Genomic DNA, 16,527 nt, shown 5'->3' with positions numbered 1-16,527 from the left:
TCCGCCATAGCGGCGAAGCCGAAAGGCGCGCTAGGCGGCGGTGATCGGGACGCCGGCGGGCCAGTTCCGCCGCTGATCGCTTTGGTCGGCCATGTCTTTGCTGCGTGCGACGAAGCGGCGCCAGCCGCCGAATGAGGAGATGTCGAGGGCACCGTCCAAGCCAGCGGTTTCGACCAGAAAACCCTTGGCCGGGGCGCCGTCGTCGAGTTCGATCGTGCCGATGCCGAGCGGTGCCGGAATACCGTCGACGAAACGGCCGAAGGCCTCCGGCTCGAGCCGCCAGATCTCGACGTCGATCCGCGTGCCGCCGTCGGCAACCCTGATCAAGCCGGGCTTGGGCACAGACTGGCCGGCCAGCGCATAGAGCCTGTAGGAGGCGGCCGTCCTGGTCGCGCGCAGGAACTGTGCACCGAGCTGGCTGAGCTGGCCGTTGAGCGGCATGCCAGACAGATGCGCGCCGACCACCACCAGGTCGATCAAACCATCGCAGGGCGCGGCGGTCGCCGGCTGCAGGCTGGGCTGCGGCCAGCCGGTTGCACCGAGGACAAGGCCGCTCGCCGCGTGGATATCGCGAGCAAGAGCAGCGGTCAGCCAATCCCTGCCCGCCATGGCCAGCAACGTCACGCTCATCGGCAGCCCGTCGTCGCGCTTGCCGGTCGGCACGGCGATGCCGCACATGTCGAGCAGATTGACGAAATTGGTGTAGGTGCCGAGCCGGCTGTTGGTGGTGATTGGATCGGCGAGCACGGCGTCGAGCGCATAATGCGTCGGCGCGGTCGGCACGCAGAACAGGTCGACCGAAGCGATGACCGGCGCGAGCTTCGCCTTATAGGCCTGCAGCGCATAGAGGCCCTTGAAAGCGTCGGCCGCCGACAGGCCGCGAGCGCCACCGATGATCTTTCGCGTTACCGGATGCATCGCCGCTTCGTTGGCGTCCATGAAGTCGCGGATCGCGGCGTAACGTTCGGCCACCCAGGCGCCTTCGTAGAGAAGATTGGCGGTGGCGTAGAAATCGCCGAACCGGATTTCCACCAGCCGGCAGCCGAGCTTTTCCAGAAGGCCAAGAGCCGCCTCGAAGCCGGCCTGCATCGAGGCATCGCCGAAGAATTGCAGGTCCGCCTTTGCCGGCACGCCGACGCTCAGCACCGGCGGCCGCGCGGCAAGCGCCGGCACCTTCACGGTTCGCGAATAAGCATCAGCGGCATCCTTGGCGGCCGCGAAAGCGAACACCGCATAGGCGTCGTCGACGGTGAGCGCGAACACCGAGATGCAGTCGAGCGTGCGACAGGCCGGCACCACGCCGACGGCCGACAGCGCGCCGACCGTCGGCTTCAGCCCGACGATGTTGTTGAGGCCGGCGGGGATGCGGCCGGACCCGGCCGTATCGGTGCCAAGCGCGAAGGAGACGATGCCACGCGCCGTCGCCACCGCAGACCCAGACGAGGAGCCGCCCGGCACCAGGCTGGCATCGATGGCGTTCCTCGGGATCGGATAGGGCGTGCGCACGCCGACCAGTCCGGTCGCGAACTGATCGAGATTGGTCTTGCCGACCACCAGCGCACCGGCGGCCTTCAGCCTCGCGACCACGGTGGCGTCCTTGTCAGGCGTATAGGCATATTCGGCGCAGGCGGCGGTGGTCGGCATGCCGGCAACGTCGATGTTGTCCTTGACCGCGAACGGCACGCCCCACAGCGGCTTACCCACCGGATCGAACGGTCCGAGCTCTTGCGCCTGCGCCAGCATGTCCGCCTTGGCGGCGAGATGAATGAAGATGCCGGGATCGTCGGCCGCCGCGATGCGCTCATGCACGGCATCGATCATGTCGGCGACGGCGACACCGCCGGCATAGGCCGTGTGCAGACTGCCGATGTCGAAGCGGATTTCGCTCATGTGGCCTCTCCCAGAATGATCACCGGCAGGTCCCACTGGATCAGCACGACGCAGCCGTCCTTCGTCCACACCGAATGCTCGGTGCCGACCGGATTCAGGATGACGCTGCCGGAGGGATAATCGCCATTCTCGTCGCTCTGCGTGCCCTCAAGCACGACGATGGTTTCCAGCCCGACATGGCGATGGCGCGGCACGCCGGCGCCGGGCCGGTAGTCGAGGATGGCGACCGACGGTTCGACCGGTCCGCCCTTGAGCAGCCAGTGCACCGTGATGCCGTCGCGAAAAGGCTCGAATGCCAGCTCGCGCCAGCCGCCATCGATGAGGCCGGCAAAACTCAGATTAGCCATTGGCAAGTCCCTGCAGAACCTGGTCGGTCGTTGCCGTCCAACCGACGATGGCGCCTTGCGCCCGGATCATGGCGATGGCGGCCGCCTTGAACTCGGGAAAATAGCTTTCCGTCGCGTCTTCGGCGAGCAGGCATTCGTAGCCACGATCATTGGCCTCGCGCATCGTCGTCTGCACGCAGACTTCGGTGGTGACGCCGGCGAAAACCAGTTGCTGCGCGCCGAGCCGCTTCAGCTCGTCACCGAAGCTGGTCGCATAGAAGGCGCCCTTGCCGGGCTTCTCGATGACGATTTCGCCCGGCAGCGGCTTGAGTTCGTCGAGGATCGCCGTACCCGGCTCGCCGACGATCAGCACCCGACCCATCGGCCCGACATCGCCGATGCGGATCGATGGATTGCCGCGATTGCGCTTGGCCGGCGGCAGGTCGGAGAGGTCGGCGCGGTGGCACTCCATGGTGTGGATCACCGGCAGGCCGGCGGCGCGGAACCCCTCGATCAGCTTCTTCACCGTCGGCACGATGGCCGTGACACGACTGACATCGTTGCCCAGGCTGGCGCCGAAGCCGCCCAGTTCGGCGAAGTCGCGCTGCATGTCGATGACGACCAGCGCCATCGTGTCGGGCTTGAACGCAAACGCGAACGGCTGCGCATCGATTTCGGCCATCAGTGATGTCCTGCCATATGCTCGCCGATGGTCTGCACGCTCGCCCCGGCGATCGGCGTTTCATAGACCAGCGCGCCGTCCGACATGACGAAGATGCGGTCCGACAGTTCCAAGAGCTCGTCGAGATCCTCTGACATTAGCAGCACGGCGGCACCGGCATTGCGCGCCTTCATGATGCGGGCGCGGATTTCGGCCACCGCCGAGAAATCGAGGCCGAAGCAGGGGTTGGAGACGATCAGCAGATCGACCTCGCCGGTCAGCTCGCGCGCCAGCACCGCGCGCTGCACATTGCCGCCCGACAGCGAGGCGATGGGCGAGGACAGCGAGGCGGTCTTGACCTTGAACTGGTCGACCAGCCTGGCGCTGAAGGCACGGATGGCACTGGTGCTGATCCAGCTCACCGGTCTGCCGTTGCCGTCCATGTCGAAGGTGCGAAAGAGATGTTCTCGGCCACCGTCATTTTCGGCGCGCAGGCATTCTTCAGCGGCTCTTCGGGAATGAGCCGCACATTGAGCGCGCGCGCCTCGGCCCGCGTCGCCGCGTAGGCGGAACCGCGAACCAGCACCTCGCCGCCGTCGCGCGGACGCTGGCCGGCCAGAACTTCGAGGAATTCCTTCTGGCCGTTGCCGGAAATGCCGGCAATGCCGACGATCTCGCCCGAACGCACGCCGAGATCCTCGATGCGGATCGATTTCAGCCCGGTCCTGTCCGGCGCCTTCAGCGATTTGACCTTGAGCACGATCTCGGCGTCGGGTTTCGGCGCCGCACGGCTGTCGAGCGCGGCGATCGGCTGGTCGCCGATCATCATCGCCGCCATCGCCTTGTGGTCGAGATCGGCGACGCGGCCGGTTCCCGTCAGCTTGCCCTTGCGCAGCACGCTGACATCATCGGCGAAGGCGGTGACCTCATGGAATTTATGCGAGATCATCAGCACGGTCAGGTCGCCCGCCTTGGTCATGTCGCGCACCAGGCCCAGCACCTCCTGCGCCTCGCCAGGCGTCAGCACCGAGGTCGGCTCGTCCAGCACCAGGAAGGAGCGGCCGAGATAGAGCTGCTTGATGATTTCGAGCTTCTGCTTCTCGCCGGCCGCGAGTTCCGCCACCTTGACGTCGAGCGGCAGCTTGAACGGCATGCGTTCCATGAACACGGCGAGATCGCCACGCTCCTTGCGCCAGTCGATGATGCCGGGAACCTTTTCGCGCGAGATGACGAGGTTCTCAGCCCCCGTCAGCGACGGCACGAGGGTAAAGTGCTGGTAGACCATGCCGAGCCCGAGCGCCGAGGCGTCGCGCGGACTGGCGATCGCCACCTCGCGGCCATCGACCAGGATGTCGCCGGAGGTCGGGTGGTAAAAACCCATCATGCATTTGACCAGCGTCGACTTGCCGGCGCCGTTCTCGCCGAGCAGTGCGTGGAAGGAGCCCGCCGGCACTTTCACCGACACGGCGTCCAGCGCCGTGAAGCCGCCGAAACGCATGGTCATGCCGATGGTTTCGACGCCAACCGCTTTTTTGTCGATCATCGTGGCCTCCTCACGGCAGCTGCGCGACAAGCGCCTTCGAATTCGACACCGTGCCGAAGACGCCGCCCTGCATCTTGATCATCTTGATCGCCGCCAGATGGTTGCCGTAATCGGTCGCCCCGCAGCAATCTTCCAGCATCATGCATTCATAGCCGCGGTCATTGGCCTCGCGCATGGTGGTGTGCACGCAGACATCCGTGGTGATGCCCGTCAGCACGATATTCTGGATGCCGCGCTGGCTGAGGATCAGCTCCAGATCGGTGGCGCAGAACGAGCCCTTGCCCGGCTTGTCGATGATCGGCTCGCCCTCGATCGGGTAGAGGTCGGGGATGATGTCCCAGCCCGGCTCGCCACGCACAAGGATGCGCCCGCACGGACCGGGGTCACCAATGCCGGCATTGATGCGGCGCGAACGCCAGCGCTTGTTGGCCGGCAGGTCGGCGAGATCGGGCCGATGTCCCTCGCGTGTGTGGATGATGGTGTAGCCCTTGGCCCGCATCGCCGACAGCACCGCCTTGATCGGTTCGATCGGCGCCCGCACCAGCGACAGATCGTAGCCCATATGGTCGACATAGCCGCCCGGCCCGCAGAAATCGGTCTGCATATCGATGATGATCAGCGCCGTGTTGTCAGGCCGCAGATCACCATTATAGGGCCACGGATAGGGCTCGGCGTCGATCGTGTGCTGGGTGATTTCGGCTCTGGCGTTCATAGGCAAAACTCCAGTCATTTGGTGCCAGTCATTTGGTGATCGACAATTCGCCCGGCGCGCCCGCAAGCGAGCGTGTCGGCGACGAGGTGGCGATCATGATGATGAGGGTGAGGATGTAGGGAGCGGCGTAGAACAGATAGTAGCCTTGCGTGACGCCGACCGATTGCAGCGCCGGCCCGAGCGCCCCTGCCCCGCCGAACAGAAGGGCAGCGGCAAAGCAGCCGAGTGGGTTCCAGCGCGCGAAGATGACCAGCGCCACCGCCATCAGGCCCTGGCCCGACGAGATGCGTTCGGTCCAGCTGCCGGGATAGTAGAGCGACAGATAGGCGCCACCGATGCCGGCCAGCGCGCCGCCGACACCGGTGGCGAGCAGCCGCACCGTATCGGGGTTGAGGCCCATGGCGCGCGCGGCATCCGAACTGTCGCCGACGACGCGCACGATCAGCCCGGCGCGCGTGTTGCGGAAGGCCCACCACAGGATGACCGACAGCACGGCGCCGATCAGGAACAGCACATTGACGTCGAGCGCCGCCTGCACCTGCGGAATGTCGGACCAGCCGCCGAACGGGATGGCCGGCAGATTGGGCGCCTTCGGCTTGATGAACGGCTTGCCGAAGAAGAAGGCGAGGCCCGAGCCGAACAGCATCAGCGCGATGCCGATGGCGATGTCGTTCACCTTGGGGAATTTGCAGATCCAGCCGTGGAACAGGCCGAAGCACAAGCCGGCGAAGGCCGCGGCGAGCAGGCCGAGCCAGGGCGAGTTGGTCATCACCGCCACCGCATAGGCGGTCATGGCGCCGAACACGAGCGTACCCTCGAGCCCCAGATTGATGCGGCCGGACCGCTCGGTGATCGCCTCGCCCAGCGAGACGAAGATGAACGGCGTCGACACACGGATGGCGCCGCCCAGAATGGCCAGCGGCACGCCCCAGAGGCCGATCTCTGTCGCATCCATCAGGCAGTCCCCCGCACAAGATCGGGTCGCTTCCAAAGATCGGGATTGAAGGCCTTGAAGCGGCCGTAAAAGGTTTCGCTGAACAGGATGACAATGAAGATCATGCCTTGTAGCACCAGCACGGTGGCGTCGGGCAGGTCCATGCGGCGCTGGATCAGCCCGCCGGAGGCGTCGATGCCGCCGAGCAGTATGGCGACCGGGATGATGGCCAGCGGGTTGTGGCGGGCCAGGAAGGCGACGAGGATGCCGGTATAGCCGTAGCCGGCGGCGAGCGAGGCATTGGCGCTGCCTTGCACGGCGGCGACCTCGAGCATGCCGGCAAGCCCGGCAAAGCCGCCGGCCAGCGCGGTGAAGCCGACGATGAGTGGCCCGACAGCCAGCCCCTGCACCTGCGCGGCCCGCACATTGCCGCCGGCGATGCGCGCGGCGAAACCCCAGCGGGTCTTTTCGATGAGCACCCAGGAGAGGATGCAGGCAACGACGCCGACCATCAGCCCCCAATGCACGTCCATGCCCGGAATGTTGCCGATGCGGTAGATCTCCGCCAGCGGCTGCGTCGACGGCTTGTTGAGCGAAGCCGGGTCGCGCAGCGGCCCTTCCACCAGCTGGTTCATCAGCGCGATGGCGATGTAGGCCATCAGCAGGCTGGAGATGGTTTCGTTGACGGCCCGGTAGTGGCGCAGCGCGCCGACGGCACCGATCCAGATGCCGCCGGCGGCCATGCCCGCCACGCCCATGGCAAGAATGACGATTGGGGAAGGCGCGCCGCTGAGCGCCACGCCGGTGGCCGCGGCGGCGACACCGCCGAGCACGATGGCGCCCTCGCCGCCGATGACGACGAGGCCGAGCCGCGCCGGCAGCGCCACGCAGAGTGCCGCCAGAAGCAGCGGTGCGGCCCGTGACAGCGAGTTCTGGATGGAGAACCAGGAGCCGAAGCCACCCCGCCACATCGTCTCGTAGAGCAGGATCGGCGACTTGCCGACAAGCGCAATGAACAGGCTGAACAGCGCCATGCCGACGACCAGCGCCACGAGCGGAATGACGAAAGCCTCCGCCCGCCGCGCGATCCATTCCAGCGCCGCCGGATAGAACCTGGCGCCGAATAGTGCCGGCACACCGGCTCCTGTCACCGTATCCGTCATCGCCCCGCCCCCCTCAGATCACGCGGTCGAGCCGACGACGCCCTCGACCAGATAGTCCATGCTTTCGAGTTCGATGGCGGTTTCGACGAAGGCCTGGCCGGCGGTGGCGACGACAGCGCCCTTGTTGCTCTTCAGCGGACCCTTGATGACGGCGAAGCCGCCCTTCATCATTTCGGCCAAAGTGGCGTCGAACTGCTTGCGCGCCGGTTCGCCGACGGCGGGACCGAGCGGGCTCATCTTGACGAAACCGTCGGCCAGGCCGCCGCGGGTGAAATTGGGCAGCGGCGTGCCGGCGACGAGATCGTCGACGAACATCTTGTAGACCTTGGCCCAGTTCCATTCGGCGCCGGTCAGGTATTTTTCCGGCGCCAGCGGGCTCTGGTTGGCATGGTAGCCGCAGACGAAGGCGCCGCGCCCGGCCGCCGTCTCGACCACCACTTTCGGGCTGTCGACATGGCAAGTGATGACATCGGCGCCCTGGTCGACCAGCGCATTGGTGGCTTCCGCTTCCTTGACCGCCAGCGACCACTCGCCGGTGAAGATGACCTGGCAAGTGATGGTCGGATCGACCGAGCGCGCGCCGAGCAGGAAGGAATTGATGTTGAGCAGCACCTGCGGGATTGGCTTGGCGGCGACGAAGCCGAGCTTCTTGGTCTTCGAGGTGTGGCCGGCGACGACGCCATTGAGATACTGGCCCATGCCGATATAGCCGAAATAGGAGCCGGCATTCATCGGATGCTTGGCCTTGTCCACATGCCGCCGCAATGGCGGAACTGCACGTCGGGGAATTTCGCGCAAATGGCCAGCATGTGGGGATCGAAATAGCCGAACGAGGTCGGGAAGATCAGCGAGGCGCCGTCGAGGTTGATCATCGATTCCATCGTCTTCTGGACATCGACCGTCTCCGGCACGTTCTCCTCCTCGACGACGGTGATGCCCTCGATGCCCTTCAGCGTCGCCGCCCCTTCGGCATGCGCCTGGTTGTAGCCATAGTCGTCCTTCGGCCCGACATAGATGAAGCCGACGGTGACAGCGGCGGCAAATGCCCTGCTGACGGGAAAGGCCGCGGAGGCAAGCCCGAGTGCCGCTCCGGCGGCGGAGGTCTTGAGCAGCTGGCGGCGACTAAGCATGAATCGGTCGGTCATCTCTTATGCTCCCCTATAGGACCCTTTCCGGGTCGGTTAACGCCTTCTCAAGAAAGTGCATGCAATCGCTGTGCCAGTTCAAAAACTTAAATTTATATAACAAAATCAGCAAACAATGTCTTTTGCATTGCACAATCAAAAGGCAATTGCATACACTTTTTGCCTTCAAGATAGCCAATTTGACAAGCCGATTAAAACATAGGCATAGAGGGTGTGGCCTGAGTCGGATCGCTCCGTTCGGCCGCTGATTTCAGGGACTCGGGAACACCGAAGCACGGGAGGGGAAGTCGTTTTGTCGGCAAAGCGCGGGTTGATCCGGTCGGGCACGACCGTCGACCAGATGGTGCGGGCGATCGGCGACCGCATCGTCACCGGCGTGCTGCGTCCGGGCGAAAAACTCGATGAGGTCTCGCTTGCCGCCCGCTTCGAGGTGTCACGCACGCCGGTGCGCGAGGCGCTCGGCCAGCTCAGCGCCATGGGCCTCGTCGAAAGGCGGCCCAACAGGGGCGCCATCGTCGCCGTCGTCACCCAGGAACATCTCACCTCGATGTTCGAAAGCATGGCCGAGCTCGAAGGCATATGCGCGCGCTTCTGCGCCGAGCGCATGACCGGCAGCGAGCGCCGCGCGCTCGAGACCGAGCATCAGGCCTCGGCGCGGCTGGTGCGGCTGGGTGCCGAGGAAGACTATGAATATTTCAACACCGAGTTCCACAGCAGGCTCTATCGCGGCGCCCACAGCACGCACATCCAGGAGCTGACCGCGACGACGCGCAGTCGCCTCGCCCCCTTCCGCCGCGCCCAGTTCAGGCTGGCTGGTCGGCTGGCCAAATCCTGGCAGGAGCATGACGCCATTGTTACGGCGATCCTGCGCGGCGATGCCGCTGCCGCAGGCAAGGCGGCCAAGGATCACGTGTCAATCGTCAGCGAAGCCAGCACGGCGTTTATCGTTGGCGACCAATCGAGGGCCGAGCCACAACACCCATGAGGACCTCCGGCTCGCCTTCAGGGCCGGAGCCCCGTGCGATGCGGGAAAAATAGCCATAGCGGCAGGAGACGCGATTACTCGCCCAATATGACCCCGGATGCCACGATTTGTGCCGTGCGCTGGGTCAATTTCTCGCGTTTCACAAGCGTGGGTTTGACGTAGGTCTTCTTCATCATCATCACGATCCGCTGGCGGTGGCACCGGGACTAAACGACCTCGGCACGCCAACGTTCCACGAGACCCGGCGGCGGCTGGCATCGAAGGCAGCCGCCCTTCTCGTCACCGTGCGCTCAGCGCGACCATGCGGTCGAGCGCCGCGGTCAGGCCGTGCAACGACACCGGGAATGTCAGTGGCGTCTCGGCGTCTGTCGTGACATTGAGCTTCAGCACCTCGCCTCCCCTCAGCTTTCCAAGTGTCGGCCGATCGATGGCAAAGACCGCGATGCAACCCGTTGGCAGGCAGGTTCTGAAACGCTGCGGGGACAAGGGCGGCTGATCGTCGATCTGAAGCGCCACGCCGGAATCGAGCAAGATGCCGAAGGGCAGAAGCAAGGTAGCCATCGTCGACCCGTCCGCGCGTCTCTGTATCTCCACGGCGAGGAGCCTTTGGCCGTTCTTCTGGACCTGGTCCTGCGAAAGCGAGCAGACCCTCGCATTCTCCTGGACAGAGCAAGCCACGCTCCAGTCCTGATAGACTTCGCGCAGTGATGACGGCCCGTCTGGAACAGCTGCCACCTGTTGCTGTGCCGATGCGGGCGACATCAATGAAAATGCAATCGCTCCGCAGGCGCAGGCGGCCTTGAGGCCACGTTTCATGTGCAGACCCACTCGCGGACCTTGCATTTGCTACCCGACGCCTGGCAGGCCTGCAAAGCGAGGTCTTCGGCCTCCCGGCGGGTCTCGGCCGAGTTCACGCCCCAGGGCGTGAAACGGTTCTCGACCTTGTCGGCCAGGGCGAGCGCACCGCAGTGCTTGTAGGGAAAGCCGGTCTCGTCGTCATCATTCCAATGGCGATGGTTGCGGAAGACGGCGACGACGTTGCAAGCCTTTCCGCCCGCGTTCTCGCAATATTTCTGCGCGATGTCCTTGGCCTCCTGCCGCTTGTCGGCGCCCCAGAAGAAGCCGTATTTGCTATCGGCCTGCGAATAGGCGATGGCCGCCCAGATGCCTTTTTCCTCCTGCTGCGGCTCCGGCGGCGCCACCAGGTCGGCCGAGACGACTTGTCCGCTCCACAACAAGGTCAAGCCCAAAACTGCCAATGCCTGCAATTTCATGGTCGGCACCCCTTTCCTTGATCCCGTTCGCTCGCCTACTTCGCCGCCGAAGCGACGGAGATCACCACGCAGCTTTTGCCCGTCGGCAGGAGAAGGGCTTCACCGGCATTGCCGCCGAGCTCGTACACCTCGACCTGGCCAAGATGGTCGGTGATCTTGCTGCCCTGCGGAAGGATGGACGGGATGTCGGCGCACGGGCTGGCGAATGGCGCCACCCGCACCATCGCCCCCTCGCACCCCGAAGCGGTCGGCGATGCGAAAACGACGCCGGCGGCAGGCCCGCTATAGTGTTCCGTCGCATAGTCCATGCCGACAAAAGCCTGGACGGCATGCTTGTCGGCGGCCTGGTCGTTCCACAGTGATTTGACGCTGTATTTCGTGCCGGTCGTCAAAATCTGTCCGAGCACCGGATAGACGGTCGAACAGGCTTGCACACCGGCTTGCTTGACATGCTCGAGGAAAGGCGTGTCGGGAAGCGCCGGGTTGGCTGCCTCGGGCTGCGCGGCCGTCGCGCTGCCGACCAGGTTGGCGATCGCGGCGTAGTTGCCGGCGGCGAAGCCGAGGCCCGCCACGACAAGCCCCAACAGCGAGAATCCGACGACACGTGGCCAGCGCCGCCGCGTCGGTTCGACGAGCCTTTGTCGATCCGCCTCGACGGTCGGGCTGCTGCGTTTTGCGGATATGAACTGGTCCTGCTGGCTCATTGTGCTGCCCCGGTTATTTGACTGGCGAAAGGGCCGCCGTCAGCCCCTTGAGTGTTGCTGCGGTCACGGTGATCGTCTTGCCGTCGACGGTCGGGTAGGAGATCGCCGGCGTCGCGTTCTTCGAGATCTGTTGGCGCATGACAGGCCCGACCGGCAACATGCCGACACAGACCATTTCGTTGCAGCCGTTCAGGTGAACGTCGATCGCCTGGCCCAGCCCGTCGAACTTCAGCGACACCAGCCCGTCGCTCCTGGCGTTGGGCGCGGTGCGCAGGATCATGTACGGCTTGCCGTCCTGCGTGGCGGCAAGCGACCAGCTGAAGGCCATCTTGCCCGACGCGTCCTCGATCACCTGCGAGACATTGCAGACCTTCTTGCGGGCCTTGAGGTTCTCGTCGCAGATCAGAGTCCAATTCTCGAACGGACGGATGGTGCGCTGATAGGTTCCCAGTTTCACATCGGGCGGCAGCACCACATCCGACGGCTTGATCCTGTACGGTGCGGAAACCTGTCCTGCGGCCGGCGCGAGGCCGCCGCAGAGCGCCAGGCAAGTCAGTGCGGCAAGTCCTTTCATTCCTGCCTCAGTTCAAGGTGAAGCTGAGGCCGGCGCCGACGCCGACATTTCCGCCCGCGGCCGTGCCCGACACATTGCCGCGGATGCGGCCGTCCTCGCTGGTGTAGCCCGCACCGAAGGCGAAGGCGCTCGCGTCCCGCCAGAAGCCGCCGCCCGCCGCGACGCTCAGCTTTCCGGGCCGGTCATCGTAGCGCAGCGAGGCCGCGGCGAGCCCGATTGCCGCCGCCTGCCTGGCTTCGTCGCGGATTCCGCCGATGTCCGTATTGAGCTGGCTGAGCTTCTGGTCGGTGTAGTCGTTGGCCTGTTGCAAGGTCGTGGCCGCCACCTTGTCGGTATAGGTGTTGGACGTGTTGATGCTCGTGGCCAGCCCCTGGTTCAGCTGGTTGACGTTGACCGCATCGGTCCCGGCAACGCCGGGACCGACATTGGAGATGACAACCGGCGCGTTGACGTCGCCGCCCTGCAGCGTGATGGTGTTCGTCTTGTTGCCGCCCTGAGTGTCATAGGTCACCGCATTCTGGGTGAGTGATCCGAGGCCCGATTTCAAATCCTCGACCGACGTGTTGGTGGCGTAGAGCTGCGAGCCGTTTATCGCATCGGTGCTGTTGGCGTTGATCTGCCCGGCGGCGACATTGGTGATCGTCCGCTCGGCGCCGGCAGCACCGACGCTGACGGTTCCGACCGGAGTGGTCCCGGCAAAGGTGTAGGTCTTGCCGTTGATGACGGTGCTGGACGTGCCGACCGCGGTCTGCGTCACCGAGCCCGAACCCAACGCCACATCATTGGCATTATTGGCCTTGGCGCCCTGGCCGAGCGCCACCGCGCCTTGGCCCGTGGCCGTCGAGCCATTGCCGGCGGCGAGGCTGTTGGTGCCGCTGGCCACGCTCGCCGGTCCGATCGCGACGCTGTCGGTGCCGCTGGCGGTGGAGTCGGCCAGCGTCGAATTGGCGTGGAAATACTTGATGCCGCCGCCATTGGTGATGTTGGTGAGCGCATTGTCGACCGCGGTGAAGCCGTCAGAGACGGTCGTATAATTGTTGCCCTGGATGGTGTAGGTCGGTCCGGTGATCGAGCCGTCGGGATTGACCGTGGTGCCGCCGCCGAACAGGTTGGCGACGTTCTGCGATACGCCCTTAAGCTGGGAGACATTGACGGCATCGGTATCGGCCGAGCCCGCCGCGACATTGGTGAGCTTGCGTTCGGCCCCAGCTGAGCCGATCGACACCTCGCCGACCGAGGTCTGCGGGGCGGTGAGGGCAAAGGCCGTGTAGCCGGTCTGGGCGCCGACCGTGGTGACGGACTGCGCGCCCAGCGCGACGCTGTTGATGAAAGTGCTTTGAGCGCCGGCGCCGAGCGCCACCGACTGGATGCCGGACGCCAGCGAATTGGTGCCGAGCGCCAGGCCGTCGGCCAGCATGACGTGGGCGTTCTGGCCGATGGCCGTGCCGCCGGGTGCGGTCTGGTCGACGATGGCGCCATTGCCGATGCCGACGCCATTGTCGCCGTTGACGACCGTCGTCGGGCCGACCGCGACCGATTCCGCCCCGACCGCGAGCGAGTCGCCGGCCGTAGAATTGGCATGGAAATACTTGGTCGACGTCGACGAGACCGAGGCGATGGCGCCGGCGAGCTGGCGCACCGTCACCGCATCCTGATCCTGCGTGCCGTCGGCGACATTGGTGATCTGCCGGTAGGACGTGTCCGTGCCGACCGAAACGGCGCCGAGCAGCGTCTTGTCGGTCGTGTTGTACTGGATGAAGTTGGACGGACCGGCGGCGATCTGGCCGGTGGCCGGCGCCAAGGCGCGATCGGAAACCGAGTCGGAACCAAGGGCGACGCTGCCATCGATGCTGGCCTGGCTGTCGCGGCCGAGCGCCAGACCGCTGACGCCGGTCGCGGTCGCCTGGTAGCCGACGGCGGTGGAGCCGATCCCTTGCGCGAAGGAATCAGTTTGCGCCAACCCGGTCTCGTTGGTGCGGGCGTAGCGGATGCCCACGCCATTGGCGTCGGTATAGGCGGTCGAGGTAGCGCCGGCGATGTTGCTGATCGTGTTGCCAAGATTGGTGACGTCACCGCCGATGGTGGTGATCGAGTTGCCGAGATTGGTGATGTCGGCAGTGTTGGCGGCGATGTCAGTCGTGTTCTGCGTCACCTGCTGGTTGGTGGCGAAGAGCTGCGAGCCGTTGACCGCGTCGGTCGAGCCGCCGTTCAACTGTCCTGCCGCGACATTCTGGATCTGGCGCTCGGCTCCAGCCGAGCCGACCGAGAAGGCGCCGGCCGGCGTGGTGCCGGCGAAGGTGTAGTTCACGCCGCCGATCGTCGCGCCGCCAACCGCGGTGGTTGTGCCCGACGTAGAATTCAGGCCGATCGCCACGTCACCGGCATTGTTGGCCACGGCATTCGGTCCGACCGCGACGGAATTCGTTCCAAGGGCCTGAGAATCCGGCAAGGTCGAGTTGGCGTGGAAATACTTGATGCCGCCGCCGCCGTTGATGTTTGTGATCGTGTTGCCGAGATTGGTGATGTCGACGGTGTTAGCGGCGATATCGGTGGTGTTCTGCGTCACCTGCTGGTTGGTGGCGAACAACTGCGAGCCGTTGACCGCGTCGGTCGAGCTTCCACTCAACTGTCCGGCCGCGACATTCTGAATCTGGCGTTCGGCTCCCACCGAACCGACAGAGAACGCTCCGGCAGGCGTGGTGCCGGCGAAGGTGTAGTTCACGCCGCCGATCGTCGTGCCGCCCACCGCCGTCGTGGTGCCGGATGCGGAATTCAGGCCGATCGCCACGTCACCGGCATTGTTGGCCACGGCGTTGGGTCCGACCGCGACGGAATTCGTTCCAAGGGCCTGCGAATCCGGCAAGGTCGAGTTGGCGTGGAAATACTTGATGCCGCCGCCGCCGTTGATGTTGGTCAGCGTCGTGCCGATGGCGTTGACCGCCTGGTTGGTGGCAAAGAGCTGCGAGCCGTTGACCGCGTCGGTCGACGTCAAGCTGATCCGCCCCGCCGCCAGATTGGTGAGCGTGCGTTCCGCACCGGGCGCGCCGATGCTGACCGTCGAGGTCGGATTGGTGCCCTGGAAAGCATAGGTCGTGCCGTTGATCACCGCATTGGGCGTGCCGACCGCTGCGACCGTCACCGAACCAGAGCCCAGCGCCACGTCGCCGGAGCTTGCCGCCGCCGTCGCGCCATTGCCGAGCGCGACATTGCCGGCGAGACCCGAAGCACCCGCCGTCGAGCCGTTGCCCAGCGCCACGGAGCCCTGTCCGATCGCCTTGTTGTTGTTGCCGATGGCAACGGCACCGTTGGCCTGGTTGGCGGCGGTGGCGGTTGCCGTGCCGTCGCTGTTGGCGATGTTGTTGGCGCCGCCGGTGAACGCACCCGTGCCGCTGGCATAGCTCGGATCGCCGATGGAGACAGCGCCGTTGCCGTAGGCGGTGTTGCCGGAGCCGATGGAGACGGCCTTGCCACCGGTCGCCACCGCATTCGTGCCCATCGCGACCGCCTCGGCCGAGTCTGCCTTGGCATTGGTGCCCACGGCGATGGCATCCACTGCGCTCGCGATGGCCTGATAGCCCATCGCGCTCGCCCTGAGCTGGCTGGCATTGGATGACCAGCCCGCGGCGAACGAATAGTTGGCGCTAGCCGTGGAGCTGACACCGACAGCGGTGGCGTTTCCTCCCGAAGCGACGGCGAACGTGCCCAGCGCGCTTGAGCCCGCCCCGGTGGCACTGGCGTTGACGCCGAGCGCGACTGAATTGACGCCACTTGAGACCGTGCCGGCGCCCAGCGCCATCGCGCCGCCCGTGCCGGAAGCCGCCGCATTCCAGCCGAGAGCCACCGAGTATTGTCCCGACGCTTTGGCGATGTAGCCGACCGCCGTCGCTTCGAGGTTTGAGGCCGCCGCTCCATTTCCGACCGCCGTGGACTGGTTGCCCGACGCGTTGGCTGATGTACCGAAGGCGCTGGCGCCGGTTCCCGTCGCGGAAGCGGTCGTCCCAACGCTGGTGGACCAAGCCCCCGTGGCGGTCGCCGCATTGCCAATCGCGACCGCTTCGAACGTAAAGCCGGCGGGCGCGGGTCCGCTCGCATTGGCATTGTTGCCGATGGCGATCGGAGAGCCGCCGGTGCCGGTCGCGACTGCCTGGGCGCCGGTTCCGATGCCAACTTGCGAACCAGCGCCGCCGGTGGTCGCCCCGCCAAGCGTAACAGTGGCCGCGCCCGCGACGGAGGTCGCGGCCACAACAATGGCGAACGCGGCCGCCGGCCTCAGAACTGCGCTGACAGATGCCCCAACGCCGAGCATGCCAAGCCCATGCCCCCTGCGGCGCATGCCGAGCACGCGATGGGCCATGCGCAGAACCGCCATCAGGCGGCGGCGAGCCGAGCGGGAGCCATGATCGGCGCCAGCAATCCAGTGTCTGGCGAAATGCACTGTCCGACGCTGAACAAACGGGCCGCTCGAAATGCGATTGTCGGTCATGGTTCCCTCTCCGCTGGCCGGCATGGAATCGTCTGACAATTCCAATCCCCAGCAGGAAGACATGATTCCTGCTTGCAGTATTTCACGAAATTGCTGTGTCGTGAGAAAAAACCGGAGCAACAAGACGGAGGTT

At 65.4% G+C, this 16,527-nt stretch carries 11 protein-coding genes and 3 pseudogenes; 1 reads left to right on the top strand and 13 read right to left on the bottom strand.

Features of this window, described 5'->3' with window-relative positions:
* Positions 1-30 precede the first annotated feature (30 nt).
* The 8 genes and pseudogenes from atzF to AC0V7N_RS12985 all read right to left on the bottom strand — a co-directional run bounded on the left by atzF (position 31) and on the right by AC0V7N_RS12985 (position 8,374).
* Positions 31-1,890, bottom strand: a complete 1,860-nt coding sequence (gene atzF, locus AC0V7N_RS13020; RefSeq protein ID WP_475458034.1) for an allophanate hydrolase — start codon at positions 1,888-1,890, stop codon at positions 31-33.
* Complete coding sequence (locus AC0V7N_RS13015) at positions 1,887-2,237, bottom strand: cupin domain-containing protein (RefSeq protein WP_475458032.1); 351 nt, start codon at positions 2,235-2,237, stop codon at positions 1,887-1,889. Before AC0V7N_RS13015 ends, atzF begins: the two co-directional genes overlap by 4 nt.
* Positions 2,230-2,898: a cysteine hydrolase family protein gene (locus AC0V7N_RS13010; protein ID WP_475458030.1), complete on the bottom strand. Its 669-nt coding sequence runs from the start codon at positions 2,896-2,898 to the stop codon at positions 2,230-2,232. The genes AC0V7N_RS13015 and AC0V7N_RS13010 overlap by 8 nt, the downstream gene beginning before the upstream one ends.
* Positions 2,898-4,420 (bottom strand): annotated as a pseudogene (locus tag AC0V7N_RS13005) (ABC transporter ATP-binding protein). The gene AC0V7N_RS13010 and the pseudogene AC0V7N_RS13005 overlap by 1 nt, the downstream one beginning before the upstream one ends.
* Positions 4,421-4,430: 10 nt before the next feature.
* Positions 4,431-5,132, bottom strand: a complete 702-nt coding sequence (gene biuH, locus AC0V7N_RS13000; RefSeq protein ID WP_475458028.1) for a biuret amidohydrolase — start codon at positions 5,130-5,132, stop codon at positions 4,431-4,433.
* Positions 5,133-5,160: 28 nt separating this feature from the next.
* Entirely contained in the window at positions 5,161-6,087 is a 927-nt protein-coding gene (locus AC0V7N_RS12995; protein ID WP_258581780.1) for an ABC transporter permease, read from the bottom strand.
* Positions 6,087-7,229 carry an ABC transporter permease gene (locus AC0V7N_RS12990; RefSeq protein ID WP_475458025.1) on the bottom strand — a complete coding sequence of 381 codons (1,143 nt, stop codon included), beginning with the start codon at positions 7,227-7,229 and terminating at the stop codon, positions 6,087-6,089. Before AC0V7N_RS12990 ends, AC0V7N_RS12995 begins: the two co-directional genes overlap by 1 nt.
* 18 nt (positions 7,230-7,247) lie before the next feature.
* Positions 7,248-8,374: pseudogene (locus tag AC0V7N_RS12985) on the bottom strand (BMP family ABC transporter substrate-binding protein).
* A gap of 340 nt (positions 8,375-8,714) precedes the next feature.
* Between AC0V7N_RS12985 and AC0V7N_RS12980 the strand changes: the two are divergent.
* Positions 8,715-9,359: a GntR family transcriptional regulator gene (locus AC0V7N_RS12980; RefSeq protein ID WP_475460305.1), complete on the top strand. Its 645-nt coding sequence runs from the start codon at positions 8,715-8,717 to the stop codon at positions 9,357-9,359.
* A 279-nt stretch (positions 9,360-9,638) separates the two neighbouring features.
* Here the strand turns inward: AC0V7N_RS12980 and AC0V7N_RS12975 are convergent, their stop codons facing one another.
* The 5 genes and pseudogenes from AC0V7N_RS12975 to AC0V7N_RS12955 form a co-directional block, all read right to left on the bottom strand.
* Positions 9,639-10,202, bottom strand: a complete 564-nt coding sequence (locus tag AC0V7N_RS12975) for an invasion associated locus B family protein (RefSeq protein ID WP_475458021.1) — start codon at positions 10,200-10,202, stop codon at positions 9,639-9,641.
* The gene (locus AC0V7N_RS12970; RefSeq protein WP_496627876.1) at positions 10,172-10,633 is read right to left on the bottom strand and encodes a DUF4189 domain-containing protein; all 462 of its coding nucleotides are present in this window, start codon (positions 10,631-10,633) and stop codon (positions 10,172-10,174) included. Before AC0V7N_RS12970 ends, AC0V7N_RS12975 begins: the two co-directional genes overlap by 31 nt.
* A gap of 35 nt (positions 10,634-10,668) precedes the next feature.
* Entirely contained in the window at positions 10,669-11,337 is a 669-nt protein-coding gene (locus AC0V7N_RS12965) for a hypothetical protein (protein WP_475458016.1), read from the bottom strand.
* Between the two features lie 13 nt (positions 11,338-11,350).
* A complete protein-coding gene (locus AC0V7N_RS12960; RefSeq protein WP_475458014.1) occupies positions 11,351-11,911 on the bottom strand; it encodes an invasion associated locus B family protein in 561 nt (186 codons plus the stop codon).
* 7 nt (positions 11,912-11,918) lie between these two features.
* A pseudogene (locus tag AC0V7N_RS12955) lies at positions 11,919-16,157 on the bottom strand (YadA-like family protein); the annotation flags it as partial.
* Positions 16,158-16,527: the final 370 nt, after the last annotated feature.

It is taken from the genome of Mesorhizobium kamtschaticum, from assembly GCF_056174585.1.
The sequence above is the reverse complement of the archived record's forward strand: the minus strand, read 5'-3'. Positions and strand labels throughout refer to the sequence as shown.